We start from the raw sequence: 19000 nt of genomic DNA on the forward strand, positions 1-19000 counted from the left end.
CGGGCCGCGCTGAAAGGGCCGTCCCGGCCCGCAGCGCTGGCTCGGCCTCCCTGCCTCGCTCCCCGATTCCGCGACACCTCCGTTCGGCCTGCACCCAAGTCGCGATGGGCGGCGCCTGGGAGATTTGTGGAGAAGAGCAAAAGCAAAAGCTTTGGCCTTTTGCTTTTTGCTTTTTGCTTTTAAACCACGATGGTCCAGTCACCGCCGAACGCGACGTGTGGAGGCCGAGTAGAGGCGTTGCGCAGGGGGAAACGAGGCAGGGAGGCCGAGTGAGTGCTGCGGGCCGGGACGGCCCTTTGCAGCACGGCCCCCGGAGCAATGCCGGAGCGAGGGAACCCCGCCGACAGGCGGGGCCGGAACCAGGAGCAATGGTTTTCCCCCCTTTTGCCGAAACAAAAGGGGGCCGGCCGTAAGGGCCGGAACCAAACAATCAGGCAACCCGATAACGGATACGCCCACACCACCAGCATCCGCCTTCGCCAGCAAGCTGGCCCGCGTGGCGTTCGCTCTGCTGAAGAGCCAGAGCGAATATCAAACCAAAGGGCAGATTATGGCTGGATCACAACCATAGAATCTCCTACCTAAGATGCGTCAGCCGTACATCCGCACATACAGGAACCACCGGGATGACGCCCCTTATCACTCCGGGTCTCGCCACAAATCCGTCGGAATCGGCAAATCCCCCAGCGGATCAGGCCGCTTCGCGCGGCCGGCGTGGAACTGACGGATCTGGTACACATACGCCAGCACCTGCGCCACCGCCAGGTACAACCCGGCCGGAATTTCCTGTTCCAGCTCGGTGCTGTAGTAAATCGACCGCGCCAACCCAGCCGACTCCAGAATCAGAATCTGATGATGCGCACCGATCTCGCGGATTTTCATCGCTATCAGGTCGGTACCCTTGGCAATCAGCATGGGTGCCCCGCCCTTCTCCGGGTCGTACTTGATCGCCACCGCGAAGTGGGTCGGGTTGGTGATGATCACGTCGGCTTCGGGAATCGACGCCATCATCCGCCTCTGCGACATCTCACGCTGCAATTGACGAATACGCTGCTTGACCTCGGGGCTGCCCTCGCTGTTCTTGTACTCGTCCCGCACTTCCTGCTTGGTCATCAACAGCTTCTTGTGCGCTTCGTACAGCTGGAACGGCACGTCCGCCGCGGCAACGAAAAACAGCCCGCAGGCCATCCAGAAACTGCTCCAGCCCACCACCAGCAGGCTGTGAATGATCGCCTGCTCCAACGGCTCATGGGCGATGGCGACCAGGTCGTCCTTTTCCTTGGCCAGTACAAACAGCGCCACAACAAGAATGATCAGAAACTTGGCAAGGGACTTGAGCAACTCCACCAGCGCACTGGCCGAAAACATGCGTTTGAGGCCCGACGCCGGGTTCATTCGGCTGAACTTGGGCATCAGCGACTTGGTGGCGAACAACCAGCCGCCCAGCAGAATCGGGCCGATCAACGCCGCCAGCAGCATGGCGATCAGGTACGGCAGGACCACGATCAGCGCATGCTGCCCGGAGCTGAGCAGCATCTTGCCCATGAACGTGGTGTCCATGATGGTTTCACGGCTGATGGTGAAGTTCTCGCGCATCAGCGAAAGCATCATCTGCGCCATGCCGCTGCCGAACACCAGCAAACCGCCGGCGCCCATCAGCATCACCACCAGAGTGGTCAACTCTTTGGATCGGGCAATCTGGCCTTCGGCACGGGAGTCACGGATCTTTTTCTCCGTGGGGTCTTCCGTCTTGTCCTGGCCATTCTCGTTCTCGGCCATATCAGCGGGCCCTCACCAGATCGCGCAGCGCCTGCAAGGCGTCGGTCGCCATCGGCTGGTATTGATAGAGAATGTCGGCCATGGACATCCAGAGGATGACCATGCCCATTACCAGGGTGAGCGGGAAGCCGATGGAAAAGATGTTCAGCTGCGGCGCGGCGCGGGTCATGACGCCGAAGGCAATGTTGATTACCAGCAGCGCCGTAACCGCCGGCAACACCAGACGCAAACCGGAACTCATCACTTTGCCCAGGCCCGTCGCCAGCTCCCAGAAATTGTTGACCAGCAGGCCACCGCCCACCGGCATCGTGTTGAAGCTTTCGACAAGGATGTCGAGCACCACCAGGTGGCCGTTCATGGACAGGAACAGCAATGTGACCAGCATGGTGAAGAACTGGCCAATGACTGCCGAGGAGACGCCGTTGGTAGGGTCGACCATGGACGCGAAGCCCATGCCCATCTGGGTCGCGATGATCTGCCCCGCCACCACGAATATCTGAAAGAACAGTTGCAGGCAAAGCCCCATGCCGGCGCCGATGATGATCTGCTCACCGATCAGCAGCAGCGCACTGAGGTCCAGCGCCTCCACCGGCGGCATGGCCGGCAGCACCGGCGCGACGACCACGGTGATCGCCACGGCGAAATACAGGCGCACACGGCGCGGCACCAACGTCGTGCCGAAGATCGGCATGGTCATCAGCATCGCGACGATGCGAAACAGCGGCAGCATGAAGCTGGCGACCCAGGTACTGATCTGGGTGTCGGTCAGCGCAAGCAAAGGCTGCATGCGAACCTAGCCGATCAGCGTCGGAATACTGCCGTACAACGACAGGATGTATTCCATGAAGATTTTCAGCAGCCAGGGGCCGACCACGATCAGCGTCAACAACATGACGAGCAGGCGCGGCAGGAAACTCAAGGTCTGTTCGTTGATCTGGGTCGCGGCCTGGAACATGGCCACGATCAGACCGCAGATCAGGCTGGGTACCACCAGGATCGCAACCAGCACGGTGGTCAGCCACAGCGCCTCGCGGAACAGGTCGACCGCTACTTCCGGCGTCATTGCGCAGCCCTCTCGTCAGTACGACTCATACACCACCAAAACTGCCGGCCAGGGTGCCGACGATCAGCGCCCAGCCATCCACCAGGACGAACAGCATGATTTTGAACGGCAAGGAAATGATCAGCGGCGACAGCATCATCATACCCATGGCCATCAGCACGCTGGCGACCACCATGTCGATGATCAGAAACGGAATGAAGATCATGAAACCGATCTGGAACGCTGTCTTGAGTTCGGAAATGACGAACGCCGGAACCAGGATCGTCAGCGGTGCCGCGTCCGGGGTCGCGATGTCGGTGCGTTTGGACAGGCGCATGAACAGCTCAAGATCGCTGGTACGGGTCTGCGCCAGCATGAAATCCTTGAGCGGCACTTGCGCCTTGGCGACCGCGTCCTGGGCACTGAGTTGTTCGGCCAGATAGGGCTGCAAGGCGTCCTGGTTCACCCGGTCGAACACCGGCGCCATGATGAACATGGTCAGGAACAGGGCCATGCCGGTCAGGATCTGGTTCGACGGCGTCTGCTGCAGGCCCAGGGCCTGGCGCAGGATCGAGAACACGATGATGATCCGCGTGAAACTGGTCATGAGCATGACGAATGCCGGAATAAAGCTCAGCGCCGTCATGATCAGCAGGATCTGCAGGCTGACCGAATATTCCTGCTGACCGTCGGGGTTGTTGGACAGCGTGATCGCCGGGATCGACAACGGATCGGCGGCGAACACGTACGGTGCGGCGGTCAGCAGCAGCAGGCCAATCAGGAAACGCAAGGCGCCCATTACTTCTTGTCCTTATCCTTGCCCATCAGTTTCATAAGGTGCTGGGCGAATTCCGGTGTCACCGATTCGCGGGCCGGCACCTGCACCGGCTCCTTGAGCACATGCAAGGGCGTGATGCGCCCCGGCGTGATGCCCAGCAGGATCTGCTCGCTACCTACCTGAACCAGCATCAGCCGGTCACGCGGGCCCAGCGCACGGGTGCTGATCAACTCGATCACCTGCCCGCTGTTGGGACCGACCCGTTGCACGCGACGCATTACCCAGGCGAGCACGAAAATCAGGCCGATGACCAGCAGCAGGCCGAGCAACAACTGGAACAGTTGCCCGCCCATGCCCATGCCCGCGGTGTTGGCCACCTGCGGCGCAGCCGCGGCCGTCGCCTGCGCGACAGGCTCGGCAGCCCGGACCAGAGTCGGCGTGACGGCCATGACGGCCGAGAACGACAGAACAGCCAGAAACCGCTTCACTTAGCGCAACTTCTTGATACGTTCACTCGGACTGATCACATCAGTCAGACGAATCCCGAACTTCTCGTTGACCACCACCACTTCGCCGTGGGCAATCAGCGTGCCGTTGACCAGCACGTCCAGTGGCTCACCGGCCAGGCGATCAAGCTCGATCACCGAACCCTGGTTCAGCTGCAACAGGTTGCGGATGTTGATATCGGTGCTGCCCACTTCCATGGAAATGGACACCGGAATATCCAGAATCACATCCAGGTTCGGACCGTCGAGCTTCACCGCACCGGCAGGCTTGGGCACGCTGCCGAATTCTTCCATCGCCATACGGTTGGAGTTACCTTCATCGGCCGCCAGCAACGCGTCGATGTCGTCCTGGCCGCCTTCACCGGCTTCGCCCAGGGCAGCAGCCCATTCGTCGGCCAACGCCTGATCTTCAGCAGACGTCATTTCATTTTCATCAGCCATCGGTTGTCCTCTGCGGGCAGTGATTCAATTACGCAAAAATGTCCGGTGCCGACCTTTTGAGTCAGCGCCGTTCTATGGGTTCGATTACTTGCAGGGCAAGATTGCCCTTGTGCGAGCCGAGCTTGACCTTGAAAGAAGGCACGCCGTTGGCACGCATGACCAGCGATTCGGGCAGTTCGACCGGGATCACATCGCCGGGACGCATGTGCAGGATGTCGCGCAGCGGCAACTGGCGCTGGGCGATGGTCGTGGTCAACGGCACCGAGACATCCAGCACGTCTTCCTTGAGCGCATTGATCCAGCGCTCGTCCTGATCGTCGAGGTCCGACTGGAAGCCGGCGTCGAGCATTTCCCGGATCGGTTCGATCATCGAATACGGCATGGTCACGTGCAGGTCGCCGCCGCCACCATCCAGTTCGATGTGGAAGGTGGAGATGACCACCGCTTCGCTCGGGCCGACGATGTTGGCCATGGCCGGGTTCACTTCCGAGTTGATGTACTCGAAGTTCACTTCCATGATCGCCTGCCAGGCCTCTTTCAGGTCGATGAACGCCTGGTCCAGCACCATGCGCACGACGCGCAGTTCGGTGGGCGTGAATTCACGACCCTCGATCTTGGCATGCCGGCCGTCACCGCCAAAAAAGTTATCCACCAGCTTGAACACCAGCTTGGCATCGAGAATGAACAACGCCGTGCCGCGCAGCGGCTTGATCTTGGCCAGGTTGAGGCTGGTCGGGACGTACAACGAATGCACGTACTCACCAAACTTCATGACCTGCACGCCACCCACCGCCACGTCCGCCGAGCGGCGCAGCAGGTTGAACATGCTGATGCGGGTATACCGCGCGAAACGCTCGTTGATCATTTCCAGGGTCGGCATGCGCCCGCGGACGATCCGGTCCTGGCTGGTCAGGTCGTAACTTTTGATGCTGCCGGGTTCGCCGGGGCTTTCAGTCTGGACCATACCATCGTCAACACCATGCAACAGCGCGTCGATTTCGTCCTGTGACAGGAGGTCTTGCACGGCCATGTCGAAGTCCTACTGCAATACGAAGTTAGTGAACAGCAACTGCTCGATCACAGTCTTGCCGAGTTCTTTCTGGGCCACTTCCTGGATACTGGCGGTCGCTTTCTGGCGCAGCATTTCCTGGCCGACCGGCGATGCCAGGGATTCGAAGGGAATCCCGGCGAACAGCATGACCAGATTGTTGCGGATCACCGGCATGTGCGCCTTGAGCGCTTCCATGTCGGCGGCATTGCGCGACAGCATGGTGATGCTGACCTGCATGTAACGCTGGCGACCGTTGGCATTGAAGTTGACCACGAACGCCGGGGTCAAAGGTTCGAACACTGCCACCGGCTTGACGTTCGCCGCAGCAGCGGCCGCCGCCGGGTCCGGGGCACTTTCGGGCTTGTGCATGATGAACCAGGTCGCACCCACGGACAGACCCACCGCCAGTAGCAAGGCTACCACCGCGACGATGATGATCTTTAGTTTTCCTTTGGACGCGGGGTCTTTGGGTTCTTCGCTCTTCGCCATGCCAATAATCCGTCACTATTGAGGGGGATGTTCAATACATGACAGGTGTTGAGCAAGTGTTATGCCAGAGTTGGCGAGCGGTGATGAAAGGATCGGATGACTGTAAGGCGCGCTTCCTACGACAAGCGCGCTCCTACAGGGCAACGATGCGTTACGCGTAGTAATCGATTTCGCTGGTGCCGATCACCCGGGCAGCCGGCTGGCTGACCGGTGCGGCGGCATCGGCGATGGCGCTGTCGTCGCCACTGTCACTGCCTGACGCACCTGAACTGCGGCCACCGCGTTGTGCCCGGCTGGCCTGTTCCTGAGCCTGCTGTTGCGCCTGCTGCTGGGACTGGTCGGACACGTTGACATCCACCTGGCCCAGACCCTGTTGGGTGAACGATTCACGCAGGCGAGCCATCTGGCTTTCCAGGGCATCGCGCACGCCCAGGTGAGCACTCATGAACGTCACCTGAGTCTGCTGGTCCGGCGCCATATTGACGCGGATGTCCAGACGACCCAGTTCGGCAGGCTCAAGTTTGATTTCCGCTGACTTGAGGTTCTGGCTCGACAGGTACATCACCCGCTCGACGATGCCTTCGCTCCAGCCACTCTGGTGCATGGCCAAAGGCTGACTCAACAGTGGCGCCGTCGGTGTTGCGGTCCTGGCCGGCTGCGCCGCCTGACTCAACGCCGCCAGACGCTCGGCGAAGTTGTCCACACGGGTATCGCCCGCCGCGCTGCTCACATCCTTGAGACCCTCACCGAGCAGACCGGAGAACGACTTGTCACTGCTTTCAGTGCTGCTTTCATCGGATGCCTGCTGCTGGGTCAGGGCCGCCAGGTTATTGGCGAGGTTCTGACCGGGATCGGCTTCGGGATCGACCGGCACATTGTTGGCGGGCTGATTATTGTGGGGGGTGAAATGCGTCTTGGCGTTGGCACTTTCCAGAGCCAGCTGCACGGCAGGCAGATCCTTGAGCGGGTCGGCATCGGGGTCGAACGCTTCTTCGGCCACGGCGGTGGCGGGCGTGGTCGCCAGCAGCGCAAGGGCCGGATTGTCGTCGGCCTGGGCAGCGGCGGCAGCCGGTACCGCCGGTGCGGCCTGGGCCGCCAGAGCCTGCAACGCGGGGTCAAGGCCGTCGGCGTTCAGTGCACCGAGCAGCGCCGGGTCAACGCTGCCGTCAGCGCCAGTCTGATCTTCGCCAGCCTGCTGATCGGTGGCGGAACCGGCTGACTCGGCAGGCAAGCCCTTGCCGCTATCGGCAACGGTCGACTCGGGACCGGCAGCCGACGGGTCGTTGTCGGTCTTGTCCTTGCCGGCCACCGGCTTGTCTTTCTCCGGCGCGGCCTTGTCCCGCGCGGGTTTGACAGGCGCGTCGTTATGGGTGGCAACCTTGTCCCTGGCCTGTTTCTCATAGACGTTCGAGAAGCTGGAAGCGCCGTCCTTGCTGGTGTCGGCTGACTTGATCGGATTATTGGCCGCACTGGACTTGGACGCCGCAGTGGTATTGGCCTGAAGAAGGACGTTGGTGGCAAGGGCCATGTGAAACTCCGCATGAGCAGCTGATTGCCTGGATACCAGCAAGATGCGGGCCAACGTTCAGTTCAGTCTTCGCCAGCAAGACGGATCGCCGCCTGCTGGCGAGAGGGCCGGCATTGACTCCTGAAAACGTCAGGACTGTTCGCTGAATAACTGGCGCTCGGCGTCGAACAGCCGGCGCACCGTCAAATATTCGCTGCTGATCTGATCGACAAGCAACTCCAGGCCTTCGCGCTGACCGCGGCGCGCCTGTTCTTCAAGCTGTCGGCATAAGTCGGAGAGCTGCAGCGCGCCCATGTTGCCGCTGCTGCCTTTGAAACTGTGGGCGTCCAGGCTGAGCGCCTGGAGATCGGGCGCGGGGCCGTTCAGGCACTGGCGCAACTGCGCCACACGCTGCTCGGAATCCTTGAGGAATACGTCAAGCAGCGTCGGATATTCCTCTTCCATGACGTCCTGCAAGGTAATCAAAACACTGCTATCCAGATGACTCGACACTTGTTCGCTCCTTGACCAAGATTCCGGGCCGATTATGCCACCCCGTTCCATGAAAACTCCACGCTGGCGGTCCTGCCGTCGGTGGTCCAGCGCGCCTGCTGGCCCAGCTCGCAAACCAGCCTGATGCCTCGCCCGTACAGGCTGTCGAGCGCGGGCGGTGTATCCAGGACCTTGCGCGCATCGAAACCCTGGCCGCTGTCTTCGATGCTGATCGTCAGCCGGCCGCCCTGCGCCGTGGGCTGGACGCCGACATGCAGGCGGATGAAGCCGCTGTCCAGCGTCGCCAGGCGTGCAGCTCGTTGCTCATAGTAGCTGGCAAATCCGGCGGCATCATGTTTGAGCGCTGAATCGAGCGCCAGCACCCCGTGTTCCAGGGCATTGCTGTACAGCTCGGTCAGCACGCTATGCAAGGCGCTGGTCTGCGCGCGCAGGCCGTGTACTTCAAGCAGCAACTGCACGACATACGGCAGTGGATTGAAACGCTTGAGCGTCGAGGCACGAAATTCGAAGCTGGCAGACCAGTCCAGTGGGCTGGACGCGCCGCTGTCGGAATAGATCAACGGCGGCGGCACCGGCATCGCGGCTTCGTCGGCAGTGATCTCCAGCATGCTGACGTCATCCCGGGCCTTGCCACCGAAGTCATTCAAAGCCTGAAGAATTTCCTGAATCAGCCATTCAGGCTGGCGATTGGCGGCCAGCACCTGGTGCAGGCGCTGGACGCCGAACATCTCGTCGCGACTGTTGCTGGTGTCCAGTACGCCGTCGGACAACAGAAAGATCCGGTCGCCGGGCGCCAAAGGATGAACCTCGGTGCGGGTATCGAAGGCTTCGACACTGAGCACCCCAAGCGGCAGGTGCCTGGACGCCAGCGGCGTGAACTCGCCGCCGTGACCGCGCAGCAGATAGCCTTCCGGCAGTCCGCCGCTCCATACCTCGACCTGCTGCTGGGCGACATTGACGCACAGCAAGGTCGCACAGCAGAACATATCCACCGGCAGGATGCGTTTGAGCTTGGCATTCATCTCGCGCAGGATCTGCGCCATCCCGTGGCCCTTGGCGGTCATGCCGTAGAACACTTCCGCCAGGGGCATGGCGCCTACCGCCGCCGGCAGGCCATGGCCGGTGAAGTCGCCGAGCAATACGTGCATCTGTCCGGCCGGGGTATAGGCGGCCAGCATAAGATCGCCATTGAACAACGCGTAGGGAGATTGCAGGTAACGGATATTTGACGCGTTCAGGCAACCCGAATGTGCGACCTGATCGAATACCGCCTTGGCAACCTGCTGCTCGTGCAGCAGGTACTCGTGGTGGCGGGCGATCTGATCGCGCTGCTGCAGCACCGTCTCGTTCAACAGCCGCAGGCGGTTCATCGCATTGATTTTGGCCGCCAGCACCACCGGGTTGTAGGGTTTGGAGATGAAGTCATCGCCGCCCGCTTCCAGGCAGTAGGCCAACGCCTCGCCCTCGGTAAGCGAGGTGAGGAAAATGATCGGCACCAACGCCTCGCCGGCCAGCTTCTTGATTCGCCGCGCGGCTTCGAAGCCGTCCATGATCGGCATCATGGCGTCCATCAGGATCAATTGCGGACGCTCGGCCTCGAAAATCGCCACTGCCTCGATGCCGGTGGCGGCACTCAGGACGCGGTGGCCCTGGCGGCCGATGATGGTCGACAGCAGCAACCGGTCGCTTGGGCTGTCTTCGGCAATCAGGATGCACAAGCCTTTGATGAGGTTTTGCAAAGGCTCAGCCCAATTGGAACAGCTTCGAAAAATTGGAAATGGTCAGGATCTTGATGACGTCGGGTGTGCAGTTGATCAATCGGACACGGGCCGAATCACCACCGGCATGGTCGCGCAGCAACAGCAGCATGCCCAGCGCCGAGCTGTCGAGGTACTGGGTGCCGCGCAGATCGACGACATAGTTGAGGTTTCCCGGCCGGTCCTGATAGGCGGCGCGGAAATCCTGGTGGGCGCCGAAATCGAATCGGCCCTCGATGAAAATCGTCAACTGCTGACGATCAGAGGAAAGCTCGGAAGTGACTGTCATAGAAATCCCTGAATGTTCCATCACCGAGACACCCGGAGTTTAGAGGGTGTTTGCGAATTCGGCGATGTGATTGTCGATCAGTCCGGCTCGTGGCGCGGCAGACGCTGGGACAGTTCGTCCAGCAGCTTCTGTTCACGCTTGTCTTCGAGACGACGGGCTTCGTCGATGTAGCGCTGGACCAGCTTGCGCAGCCCTTCAACCCGTGCGTAACACTGTTGCCAGGCGGTACGGGCCGTTTCCAGATTGGACTTGTGCCACTCCAGGCTTTTGTTCTGTTGCGCAACGGCAGTATCGAGCTGACTGAGGAAGCGTTGATAGCCCATCATCCATTGCCCGGAAACGCCGGTGCTGCCTTTGGAAAGCCACTGTTGCTGGTAATCGTGGCGAAACTGGTCCAGCTCCTGGAGCTTGTTGAGGGCCAGGTTGACCTGCCCCTGGAAATACCCGAGACGCTGCGCCGCACTGCGCTCGGCCGCCTCGGCCATTTCGACCACCGGCGCCAGACGCGCCGCTCGACTTTGAGCCATGGTTTATCAGCCGCCGGGGGCCGGACTGAACACGGCCGCCAACTGCTCGCCGCTGGCCTGCATGCTCTCGTTGTCGCGCAGCCCCTGGCGCTGGTAGCGCACCAGCACCGGTTGCAGCGCAATGGCCATGTCGGTTTCCCGATCGCCACCGGCCACGTAGGCGCCGACACTGATCAGGTCGCGGGTCTGCTGATAGCGGGACCACAATTGCTTGAAATGCTGGGCGCGGGCCATGTGCTCAGGCGTGACCACCGCCGGCATGACCCGACTGATCGACGCTTCGATGTCGATGGCCGGGTAATGCCCCTCCTCGGCCAGTCGCCGGGACAGCACGATGTGTCCGTCGAGCACGCCCCGCGCCGAGTCGGCAATCGGGTCCTGCTGGTCGTCGCCTTCGGACAACACGGTGTAGAACGCGGTGATCGAACCGCCGCCGGCCTCGGCATTGCCGGCGCGCTCCACCAGCTTGGGCAGGCGAGCGAACACGGATGGCGGATAGCCTTTGGTGGCGGGCGGCTCGCCGATGGCCAGGGCGATTTCCCGCTGGGCCTGGGCGAAACGGGTCAGCGAATCCATCAGCAGCAAAACGTTCTTGCCCTGGTCGCGAAAATATTCGGCGATGCGCGTGCAGTACATGGCGGCCCGCAGACGCATCAAGGGCGCGTCATCCGCAGGCGACGCCACCACCACTGCTCGCTTGATCCCTTCCTCGCCGAGGATGTGCTCGATGAATTCCTTCACCTCGCGACCCCGCTCGCCGATCAGGCCGACCACGATGATGTCCGCTTCGGTGAAGCGGGTCATCATGCCCAGCAGCACACTCTTGCCCACGCCGGTACCGGCGAACAGGCCCAGGCGCTGGCCGCGACCGACCGTCAACAGACCGTTGATGCAGCGAATCCCCACATCCAGCGGCTGGCTGATGGGGTCACGCTTGAGGGGGTTGATGGTCGGGCCATCCATGGGCACCCAGTCATCGGCCTTGATCGGCGGACGACCGTCCAACGGGCGACCGGCGCCGTCGAGCACCCGGCCGAGCATGCTCATGCCCATGGGCAAGCGGCCGGTGTCGGCCAACGGCACGACCCGGGCGCCCGGCGCGATGCCGGCCACGCTGCCGACCGGCATCAGGAACACCTTGCCGCCGGAAAAGCCCATGACCTCAGCCTCGACTTCCACCGGATGGTGGCTGTCGTCGTTGATCACCACACAACGGCTGCCCATGGCGGCGCGCAGCCCCTCGGCTTCGAGGGTCAGGCCGACCATGCGCAGCAGGCGGCCTTCCACTACCGGCTGCGCGGGCAGTCGAATGGATTCGGCGTAAGTGCCCAGGCGCTTGGCCAGACTGGTGCGATCAAGGCGCATCGGGATCATCCAAAGCGGTTTTCGTTACCGGCGCGGCCTCGGCGGCTGCCGAGCCACCGTCGATCTCCACGCTCACGTCAGGCGCCGCCGGATGCACGAGTTGATCGTGCATCTGGTCGTACATTTTGGCGATGGCCAGCGACAGGCGCGTCTCGACGCTGGCGTCGATGCGGCTGTGTTCGGTTTCGATCCGGCAGCCGCCCGGCAGCAGTTCGTCGTCCTCGACGATCTTCCAGTTTTCCTCGTAACGCTCGCGCATGGCCTTGACCAGCACGAAATCCTGAGGATTGATGAAGATACGCAGGTTGTTGGCACCCATCGGCAGCAGCTTGAGCGCATCGCGCAGCACCGTGGCGATCTGGGCCGAATCGGTCTGCAGCTCGCGCTGGATCACTTGGCGAGCGATGTGCTCGACCAGATGAACCACCATCTTCTCGATCTGGGTGTCCTGCCTGGCAATCGGGTCCAGCAGGTGCTGCATCAGTTGCTCCAGGCTGGCGACCTTGGCCGCCAGCGCAACTTCCGCTTCCTGGCGGACCTTGAGCTGAGTGCTGTGGAAACCTTCCTTCTCACCGGTGGCAAAGCCCTCGTTCCAGGCTTCCTGGCGGATGCTTTCCAGCTCCTCCAGGGTCAGCGGCTGGACCTCCTCCAGCGGAACTTCTTCCATTTCGGCCGGCTCGTCCACCGGCTCCGGTTCAGGCTCCGGTTCAGGCTCGCGCTGCGGATCGAAACTGGGCAGCGCCCAGGTGTCGAACCCACGGATGTCTTCGGACCTTATCAGGTCGCTTTGCGGTTCTTTGCTGGAGCTGGACATCAGTCGGGCCAATCCTTAGATCATTTCCTCGCCACCTTTGCCACCGAGCACGATCTCGCCGGCCTCGGCCATACGACGCGCAATGGTGAGGATTTCTTTCTGTGCGGTTTCCACGTCGCTGACACGCACCGGACCCTTGGCTTCCAGGTCGTCGCGCAACAGTTCGGCGGCACGCTTGGACATGTTCTTGAAAATCTTTTCCTTGATCGCCTCGTCCGACCCCTTGAGCGCCAGCACCAGCACGTCCGAAGACACTTCGCGCAACAGCGCCTGGATGCCGCGGTCGTCCACGTCGGAGAGGTTGTTGAAGACGAACATGAGGTCTTCGATCTGCGTCGACAGGTCTTCGTCGACCTCGCGGATCGAATCCATGAGCGCGCCTTCGATGGAGCTGTCGAGGAAGTTCATGATATCCGCCGCACGCTTGATACCACCCAGGGTGGTACGCGAGGTGTTGGCGTTACCGGAGAACTGCTTCTCGAGAATCTGGTTCAGTTCCTTGAGGGCCGCCGGCTGCACGGTGTTGAGCGACGAGACGCGCAGGATGATATCCAGACGCACCTTGTGGTCGAAATGGCCCAACACTTCACCGGCCTGGTCCGCGTCCAGATAAGCCACCACGATGGCCTGGATCTGCGGGTGCTCGAAACGGATCACGTCCGCCACGGCGCGCGGCTCCATCCACTTGAGGCTGTCCAGGCCGCTGGTGTTGCCACCCAGCAGGATGCGGTCGATCAGGCCGTTGGCCTTGTCTTCGCCCAGTGCCTGGGTAAGCATCTTGCGGATGTAGCCATCGGATCCGACGCCAAGGCTGGTCTGGTCGCCGACGATGTCGACGAACTCGCTCATGACTTCTTCAACCTGCTCACGATGCACATTGCGCATCTGAGCCATGGCCACGCCCACTTTCTGGACTTCCTTGGGGCCCATGTGCCGCAGCACCTGGGCTGCGTCGGTTTCACCCAGCGACAGCAGCAGGACCGCTGCCTTTTCGACCTTGGTCAGTTTGGCTACGACGGCTCGATCATTCATCAGTGTTAATCCACTCTTTTACAACCTGGGCCACACGACCCGGGTCTTCGGCCACCAAGCTCTTGATTGCGTTCAACTGTGCGTCATAACCCTCGGTCGGGCTAGGCAGCAGGATGCTTTGCGGGCCGCCCAGGCTGACGCGGTCGTTGGACAGTTCACCGTCCATGCCGCCACCCATGCCACCCATGCCGCCCAGACCGTCGTCACCGAAACCGGCCAGTTCCTTGCTCTTGCCGCTGGTGATGTTGTTCAACACCGGACGCAGTACACCGAACACCAGAATCAGGATGAAGATCACACCCACGGCCTGCTTGACGATGTCCCAGAACCAGGGCTGCGAGTAGAACGGAATCTCGGGCAGCGTTTCGGCGCGTTCGCTGGAGAACGGCACGTTGATCACGCTGACGCTGTCGCCACGGCTGGCGTCGAAACCGACGGCATCCTGAACCAGCCGCGTGAAGCGAGCCAGATCGGTAGCGCTCCACGGCGCACGGGTCACGTCGCCGGTGGCCGCATCGGTTTTCACCATGTCGTCGACCACCACCGCGACCGACAGACGGGTCAGACGGCCTTGCTGTTGTTTGGTGTGGCTGATGGAACGGTCCAGCTCGAAGTTCTTGGTCGACTGCACCCGCTTGTCGGCCGGGTACGGCGCCAGGGCCGGTTGGCCGGTGGCCGGGTCCATGATCTGCTGACCATTGGCATCGAGCAGCGGCTGGCCAGGCGCGATGGCAGCCGCAGCCGCACCGGCGGCACCGCCGGTGGTTTGCGGCGCAGTCGCAGGACCGGGCGGCTGATTGCTCAGGGCGCCTGGAACACCTTGCGGGCCAAGACTGCTGGAGCGTTGTTCGTTGACCGATTGCTCGCTGCGCAAGGCAGGCTGGTCAGGGTTGAAGCTTTCGGCGGTCGACTCGACGGCACTGAAGTCCACCACCGCCGAGACTTCGGCCTTGTAGCGGTCGGTGCCGAGAATGGGTTGCAGGATGTTCTGCACACGCTGGGTCAGCATGCCTTCCATGCGGCGGCTGTAATCGAACTGCTTGCCGGCCATGGTCAGCTCAGAGTTCTCACCCAGGTCCGACAGCAGGTTGCCCTTCTGGTCGACGACAGTGATCTGCGATTTGCTCAGCTCAGGCACGCTGGTGGCCACCAGGTTGGTGATCGCGATCACCTGGCTCGGCTCCAGCGAACGACCGGCATACAGTTCCACCAATACCGAAGCGCTGGGCTTGCGGTCGTCACGAACGAACACCGAACTCTTTGGAATCGCCAGGTGCACGCGGGCCGCCTTGACGTTGTTCAAGGAGGAAATGGTACGCGCCAGTTCGCCTTCCAGACCACGGCGGTAGCGCGTGGCTTCCATGAACTGGCTGGTACCCAGACCCTGATCCTTGTCGAGGATTTCAAAACCGATGTTGGCATCGTTCTGCACCACGCCAGCCTGGGCCAGCTGGATGCGCGCACGTTGCACGTCGTCGGCCTTTACCAGCAGCGCGCCGGAGTTGGGTTCGACGTTGTAGGAAATGTTCGCGGCAGTCAGGGTGTCCATGATCTGCTTGCTGTCCATACCCGCAAGGCTGCCGTACAGCGGCCGGTAATCGGGCTGTTGCGACCAAAGGACCACGGCAAAGCCGATGGCCACGCTGGCGGCCAGACCGACCATGAGGCCAACCTGACGCAGCATGGTCATTTCGGAAAGGTTTTCCAGAAACGCCAGACCAAACAATGGTTTTTTGTCGGGAGTGCCCGCGCGTGCAGGAACCGGATCGGCTGTAGCTTCGGCCATGACTCAGTACGTCCTTTAAACCGGCATCTGCATGATGTCTTGATAAGCCTGGACCAGTTTGTTGCGAACCTGGGTCAAGGCTTGAAACGAGACGCTGGCTTTCTGCGACGAGATCATGACGTCGGTCAGATCCACGCCGCTTTTGCCCATCTCGAAGGCACCGGCCAACTGGCTGGACGCCTGCTGGGTGTCAGCCACCTTGTTGACGGCCTGACCCAGAAGATCGGCAAAACTGCTGGCGCCGACTTCCGCAGGACCGGAGGCGGGCTTGGGCGCAGCCATGGCATCCATCTGCATGGCCCGCATATCCAACATCAAGCGATTAAATTCAACACCTTGGCTCATGGACATTTTCTCTCGTAAGGCCCGCAAATTTTTGACACTGATTCAGCGGATACACAAGACATAGCAACAAGAGTGCCAGCTATGCGGCAAGCTTTTGCCGCAGGTGACGTCAGGTTGCATCCTTGCCGCTAAATCAGTGCCTGCAGGCCAGGCAATCAAAGGTGCGGGCAGCGCGCCGACCCTGCGACGCGATGCCTCACTTGTAATACAGCTGAACAAACAAAACCGGACCGCCCATCGATTCAGGCCGCTCAGGTGGCAAATAAATAGCCCTCGACGTCCATTCCGGCGTCGCGCATCTGGGCCAGCTTGTACCGCAAGGTCCGTGGGCTGATGCCCAGGCGCTCGGCGGCCTCCTTGCGACGCCCGCGCTCGCTGCGCAGGGTGTCGATGATCATTTGAAACTCGCGACGGCGCAGGTCATCGCCCAATGCGCCGGCGGATTCGGCCACCGCGCCCGGTACTGCCGGCTCGGCTACGACCAACGCAGGCACGCTCGGCGCCACCGCCGCGGGCATGCCGCCGATGGGGCCGGCCAGGCAGAAATCCTCGGCCTCGATCACCCCGCCCTGCTGCAGGATCAGCGCCCGCTGCACGGCGTTATCCAGTTCGCGCACGTTACCTGGCCACGAGTAGCCCACCAGACAGGCCTGAGCCTGCGCCGACAGACGGACTGGCGCGTGCTTCATTTTTTTGACGTGCTTGGCCAACAGCCGCTCGGCAAGCGGCAGGATATCGGCAGTCCTTTGACGCAACGCCTGCCATGCCAGCGGAAATACCGACAGCCGATAGTACAGATCCTCACGAAAACGCCCCGCCGCCACTTCTCCTGCCAGATCACGGTTGGTGGTCGCCAGCACACGAATATCCAGGCTGATCGGCCGACGCGCGCCGACTCGCTCCACTTCCCGCTCCTGCAGGACCCGCAACAACTTGGCCTGCAAGCCCATGGGCATTTCGGAAATCTCGTCCAGCAGGATGGTCCCGCCGTCCGCCTGTTCGAATTTGCCCGCCTGGGCCGCGATGGCGCCTGTGAACGAGCCTTTTTCATGGCCGAACAGCGTGGCTTCCAGCATGTTGTCCGGAATCGCCGCGCAGTTGATCGCTATGAAAGGCTTATCGGCACGTGGCGATTTTTGATGAATGTAGCGCGCCAGAACTTCTTTACCGGTGCCCGACTCCCCGGAAATCAGCACGGTGGAATCGCTCTGAGCCACGCGACTGGCCAGGTTCAGCAATTGCAGGCTGGCCGGCTCGACGGCAATCGGCCCGTCGCTTTCAACCGGCCCGAGGCGCCCGAGGGCATGGCGGGCGACCAGGGCCAGCAAGGCACTGGGCTCGAAGGGTTTGACCAGATAATCCGCCGCACCCTGACGCATCGCATCCACTGCCCGCTCGACCGCGCCGTGGGCGGTCATCAACAGCACCGGCAGCTGCGGGAAGCGGCTGCGCAACAGCGCCAATAACTGATGGCCGTCCATGCCCGGCATGTTCACATCGCTGACCACCAGGCTGAACGGCTCGCGTTCGGCCGCGAGCAATGCTTCTTCGGCACACCCCACCGCGTGGAAACCATGACCGGCCAGCTCCAGGGTTTCGCCCAGCGCCTCGCGCAGAGAGCGGTCGTCTTCGACCAGCAGCACCTTGATCGACATCAGTGGTTACTCACTGAAGTGGCAGCGGGAATCAACGGCAGGCTGACCGTCGCACAGGTGCCCCGGCCGACCCGCGAGCGGTAATGCACGCGGCCCTGATGGGCGCGGCTCACGGCGCTGACCACCGCCAGGCCCAGCCCGGTGCCGGTGGTCTTGGTGGTGAAGAAGGGTTCGCCGATACGCGCCAGCGCAGCCTGGTCCATACCGCTGCCGTTGTCGCTGATGCACAGGCGCAACTCATCGCCGCGCCGGTACGCGTGAATCTTCAATCGGGTACGACCGGCGCTGGCCTGCACGGCGTTTTCGACCAGGTTCAGCAACGCGCCGATCAGCGTGTCCCGGTTGCACAGCACTTCGCCGTCGACGCTGTCGCATTGCCAACGCACCGCGACATCCTGCAGATGGGTCTGCGCCGATTGCTGCAAGGCCTGGAACAATGCACCTGCACTGACGCGGTCGGTCAGCGGCAGCTCGCCGCGAGCGAATACCAGCATGTCGCGCACCTGATGTTCCAGCTCGTGCAAGCGTTCCTTGAGACGTCCGGCAAAGCGTTGCTGGGTTTCCACCGGCAGTGCCTGTTCGGTCAAATGGCTGGCGTAGATCATCGCCGCCGACAGCGGCGTGCGAATCTGATGCGCCAGGGACGCGACCATCCGGCCCAGAGAAGACAGGCGCTCATGGCGCGCCAACTGCTCCTGCAGGCGACGGGTTTCAGTCAGGTCGTTGAGCAACACCAGCTGGCCTGGCTCGGCGTCCAGGGAACGGGTGGCGATGGACAACCGACGACCGTCCTTGAGCGAGACTTCGTGGCCGTCGTCCTTGCGGGGTGCGAAGCAACGGCTGATGACGTGGCGCCACAACATGCCGAGCAACGGTTGGCCCAGCAGATCGATGGCCGCCGGGTTCGCCTCGCGTACCACGCCCATGCCGTCGATCACGATGACGCCGCCGGGCAATAGATCCAGCAGGTTCTGCAGACGGTTGGCCAGGCGCTCTTTTTCCGCCAGTTCCTGCATGCGTTCGACACCAGCCTGGGCCAGTTCGCCCTTGAGTTCGGCCACCCGCGCTTCCAGCAGTCCGTAGGAATCGGTCAACTGGGACGACATCTGGTTGAACAGCGAAAACGCCTGTTCAAGGCCGTTGCGACTTTCAAGCTCAAAGGAAGATGGCGCTGGGCTGAATACGTCTGAAGACAACTGGGCGGCATTGGACATTGATCATCTCTCGCATGGCGAACCGTCAGTAAACGGTGTGTTGAAAGAGACTTTGCAATCCTCATGCCGAAAAAAAACCTCTGATAAATCAGAGGTTTAATTTTTGACCG

20 protein-coding genes are annotated in these 19000 nt (G+C 61.8%); all 20 read right to left on the reverse strand.

Annotated elements, in window-relative coordinates; all coding sequences use genetic code 11:
* Positions 1-639: 639 nt before the first annotated feature.
* Complete coding sequence (flhB, locus tag EGJ27_RS12055) at positions 640-1779, reverse strand: flagellar biosynthesis protein FlhB (protein ID WP_125830969.1); 1140 nt, start codon at positions 1777-1779, stop codon at positions 640-642.
* 1 nt (position 1780) lies between these two features.
* On the reverse strand, positions 1781-2566 hold the full coding sequence (fliR, locus tag EGJ27_RS12060) for a flagellar biosynthetic protein FliR (protein ID WP_125830970.1): 786 nt from the start codon (positions 2564-2566) through the stop codon (positions 1781-1783).
* 6 nt (positions 2567-2572) lie between these two features.
* Positions 2573-2842, reverse strand: a complete 270-nt coding sequence (gene fliQ, locus EGJ27_RS12065) for a flagellar biosynthesis protein FliQ (protein ID WP_125830971.1) — start codon at positions 2840-2842, stop codon at positions 2573-2575.
* Between the two features lie 25 nt (positions 2843-2867).
* Complete coding sequence (gene fliP / locus EGJ27_RS12070) at positions 2868-3620, reverse strand: flagellar type III secretion system pore protein FliP (protein WP_125830972.1); 753 nt, start codon at positions 3618-3620, stop codon at positions 2868-2870.
* On the reverse strand, positions 3620-4087 hold the full coding sequence (gene fliO / locus EGJ27_RS12075; RefSeq protein ID WP_371920851.1) for a flagellar biosynthetic protein FliO: 468 nt from the start codon (positions 4085-4087) through the stop codon (positions 3620-3622). The genes fliP and fliO overlap by 1 nt, the downstream gene beginning before the upstream one ends.
* Positions 4088-4546 (reverse strand): flagellar motor switch protein FliN, encoded by a 459-nt coding sequence (gene fliN / locus EGJ27_RS12080; RefSeq protein WP_125830973.1) that lies wholly within the window; start codon positions 4544-4546, stop codon positions 4088-4090.
* Positions 4547-4607: 61 nt separating this feature from the next.
* Positions 4608-5576: a flagellar motor switch protein FliM gene (fliM, locus tag EGJ27_RS12085; RefSeq protein WP_125830974.1), complete on the reverse strand. Its 969-nt coding sequence runs from the start codon at positions 5574-5576 to the stop codon at positions 4608-4610.
* A 9-nt stretch (positions 5577-5585) separates the two neighbouring features.
* Positions 5586-6086, reverse strand: a complete 501-nt coding sequence (gene fliL, locus EGJ27_RS12090) for a flagellar basal body-associated protein FliL (protein ID WP_125830975.1) — start codon at positions 6084-6086, stop codon at positions 5586-5588.
* Between the two features lie 151 nt (positions 6087-6237).
* Positions 6238-7614 carry a flagellar hook-length control protein FliK gene (locus EGJ27_RS12095; RefSeq protein ID WP_125830976.1) on the reverse strand — a complete coding sequence of 459 codons (1377 nt, stop codon included), beginning with the start codon at positions 7612-7614 and terminating at the stop codon, positions 6238-6240.
* A 129-nt stretch (positions 7615-7743) separates the two neighbouring features.
* On the reverse strand, positions 7744-8106 hold the full coding sequence (locus EGJ27_RS12100) for an Hpt domain-containing protein (RefSeq protein WP_125830977.1): 363 nt from the start codon (positions 8104-8106) through the stop codon (positions 7744-7746).
* 32 nt (positions 8107-8138) lie between these two features.
* Positions 8139-9845 (reverse strand): SpoIIE family protein phosphatase, encoded by a 1707-nt coding sequence (locus tag EGJ27_RS12105; RefSeq protein ID WP_125830978.1) that lies wholly within the window; start codon positions 9843-9845, stop codon positions 8139-8141.
* Positions 9846-9849: 4 nt separating this feature from the next.
* Entirely contained in the window at positions 9850-10152 is a 303-nt protein-coding gene (locus EGJ27_RS12110; protein WP_125830979.1) for an STAS domain-containing protein, read from the reverse strand.
* 77 nt (positions 10153-10229) lie between these two features.
* Positions 10230-10679, reverse strand: coding sequence for a flagellar export protein FliJ (gene fliJ / locus EGJ27_RS12115; RefSeq protein WP_125830980.1), 450 nt, complete (start codon positions 10677-10679; stop codon positions 10230-10232).
* A gap of 6 nt (positions 10680-10685) precedes the next feature.
* Positions 10686-12044 (reverse strand): flagellar protein export ATPase FliI, encoded by a 1359-nt coding sequence (gene fliI, locus EGJ27_RS12120; RefSeq protein WP_125830981.1) that lies wholly within the window; start codon positions 12042-12044, stop codon positions 10686-10688.
* Positions 12034-12858 (reverse strand): flagellar assembly protein FliH, encoded by an 825-nt coding sequence (gene fliH, locus EGJ27_RS12125; protein WP_125830982.1) that lies wholly within the window; start codon positions 12856-12858, stop codon positions 12034-12036. Before fliH ends, fliI begins: the two co-directional genes overlap by 11 nt.
* A gap of 15 nt (positions 12859-12873) precedes the next feature.
* Positions 12874-13890, reverse strand: a complete 1017-nt coding sequence (gene fliG, locus EGJ27_RS12130; RefSeq protein WP_125830983.1) for a flagellar motor switch protein FliG — start codon at positions 13888-13890, stop codon at positions 12874-12876.
* Positions 13883-15676 carry a flagellar basal-body MS-ring/collar protein FliF gene (gene fliF / locus EGJ27_RS12135; protein WP_125830984.1) on the reverse strand — a complete coding sequence of 598 codons (1794 nt, stop codon included), beginning with the start codon at positions 15674-15676 and terminating at the stop codon, positions 13883-13885. Before fliF ends, fliG begins: the two co-directional genes overlap by 8 nt.
* Positions 15677-15691: 15 nt before the next feature.
* Entirely contained in the window at positions 15692-16021 is a 330-nt protein-coding gene (gene fliE / locus EGJ27_RS12140; protein ID WP_177523006.1) for a flagellar hook-basal body complex protein FliE, read from the reverse strand.
* 251 nt (positions 16022-16272) lie between these two features.
* On the reverse strand, positions 16273-17676 hold the full coding sequence (locus tag EGJ27_RS12145) for a sigma-54 dependent transcriptional regulator (protein ID WP_125830986.1): 1404 nt from the start codon (positions 17674-17676) through the stop codon (positions 16273-16275).
* A complete protein-coding gene (locus EGJ27_RS12150; RefSeq protein ID WP_125830987.1) occupies positions 17676-18890 on the reverse strand; it encodes a PAS domain-containing sensor histidine kinase in 1215 nt (404 codons plus the stop codon). The genes EGJ27_RS12145 and EGJ27_RS12150 overlap by 1 nt, the downstream gene beginning before the upstream one ends.
* Positions 18891-19000 lie beyond the last annotated feature (110 nt).

The organism is Pseudomonas sp. v388 (assembly GCF_003935425.1).
In the GTDB taxonomy this organism is placed as follows: Bacteria; Pseudomonadota; Gammaproteobacteria; order Pseudomonadales; family Pseudomonadaceae; genus Aquipseudomonas.

Coding starts and splice junctions, on each gene's coding strand:
- EGJ27_RS12110 (WP_125830979.1), bottom strand. CDS start 10,152: ATGACAGTCACTTCCGAGCTTTCCTCTGATCGTCAGCAGTTGACGATT.
- fliJ (WP_125830980.1), bottom strand. CDS start 10,679: ATGGCTCAAAGTCGAGCGGCGCGTCTGGCGCCGGTGGTCGAAATGGCC.
- EGJ27_RS12150 (WP_125830987.1), bottom strand. CDS start 18,890: ATGTCCAATGCCGCCCAGTTGTCTTCAGACGTATTCAGCCCAGCGCCA.
- flhB (WP_125830969.1), bottom strand. CDS start 1,779: ATGGCCGAGAACGAGAATGGCCAGGACAAGACGGAAGACCCCACGGAG.
- EGJ27_RS12095 (WP_125830976.1), bottom strand. CDS start 7,614: ATGGCCCTTGCCACCAACGTCCTTCTTCAGGCCAATACCACTGCGGCG.
- EGJ27_RS12145 (WP_125830986.1), bottom strand. CDS start 17,676: ATGTCGATCAAGGTGCTGCTGGTCGAAGACGACCGCTCTCTGCGCGAG.
- fliN (WP_125830973.1), bottom strand. CDS start 4,546: ATGGCTGATGAAAATGAAATGACGTCTGCTGAAGATCAGGCGTTGGCC.
- fliF (WP_125830984.1), bottom strand. CDS start 15,676: ATGGCCGAAGCTACAGCCGATCCGGTTCCTGCACGCGCGGGCACTCCC.
- fliQ (WP_125830971.1), bottom strand. CDS start 2,842: ATGACGCCGGAAGTAGCGGTCGACCTGTTCCGCGAGGCGCTGTGGCTG.
- fliP (WP_125830972.1), bottom strand. CDS start 3,620: ATGGGCGCCTTGCGTTTCCTGATTGGCCTGCTGCTGCTGACCGCCGCA.
- fliM (WP_125830974.1), bottom strand. CDS start 5,576: ATGGCCGTGCAAGACCTCCTGTCACAGGACGAAATCGACGCGCTGTTG.
- fliG (WP_125830983.1), bottom strand. CDS start 13,890: ATGAATGATCGAGCCGTCGTAGCCAAACTGACCAAGGTCGAAAAGGCA.
- fliH (WP_125830982.1), bottom strand. CDS start 12,858: ATGTCCAGCTCCAGCAAAGAACCGCAAAGCGACCTGATAAGGTCCGAA.
- fliI (WP_125830981.1), bottom strand. CDS start 12,044: ATGCGCCTTGATCGCACCAGTCTGGCCAAGCGCCTGGGCACTTACGCC.
- fliE (WP_177523006.1), bottom strand. CDS start 16,021: ATGAGCCAAGGTGTTGAATTTAATCGCTTGATGTTGGATATGCGGGCC.
- fliR (WP_125830970.1), bottom strand. CDS start 2,566: ATGCAGCCTTTGCTTGCGCTGACCGACACCCAGATCAGTACCTGGGTC.
- fliL (WP_125830975.1), bottom strand. CDS start 6,086: ATGGCGAAGAGCGAAGAACCCAAAGACCCCGCGTCCAAAGGAAAACTA.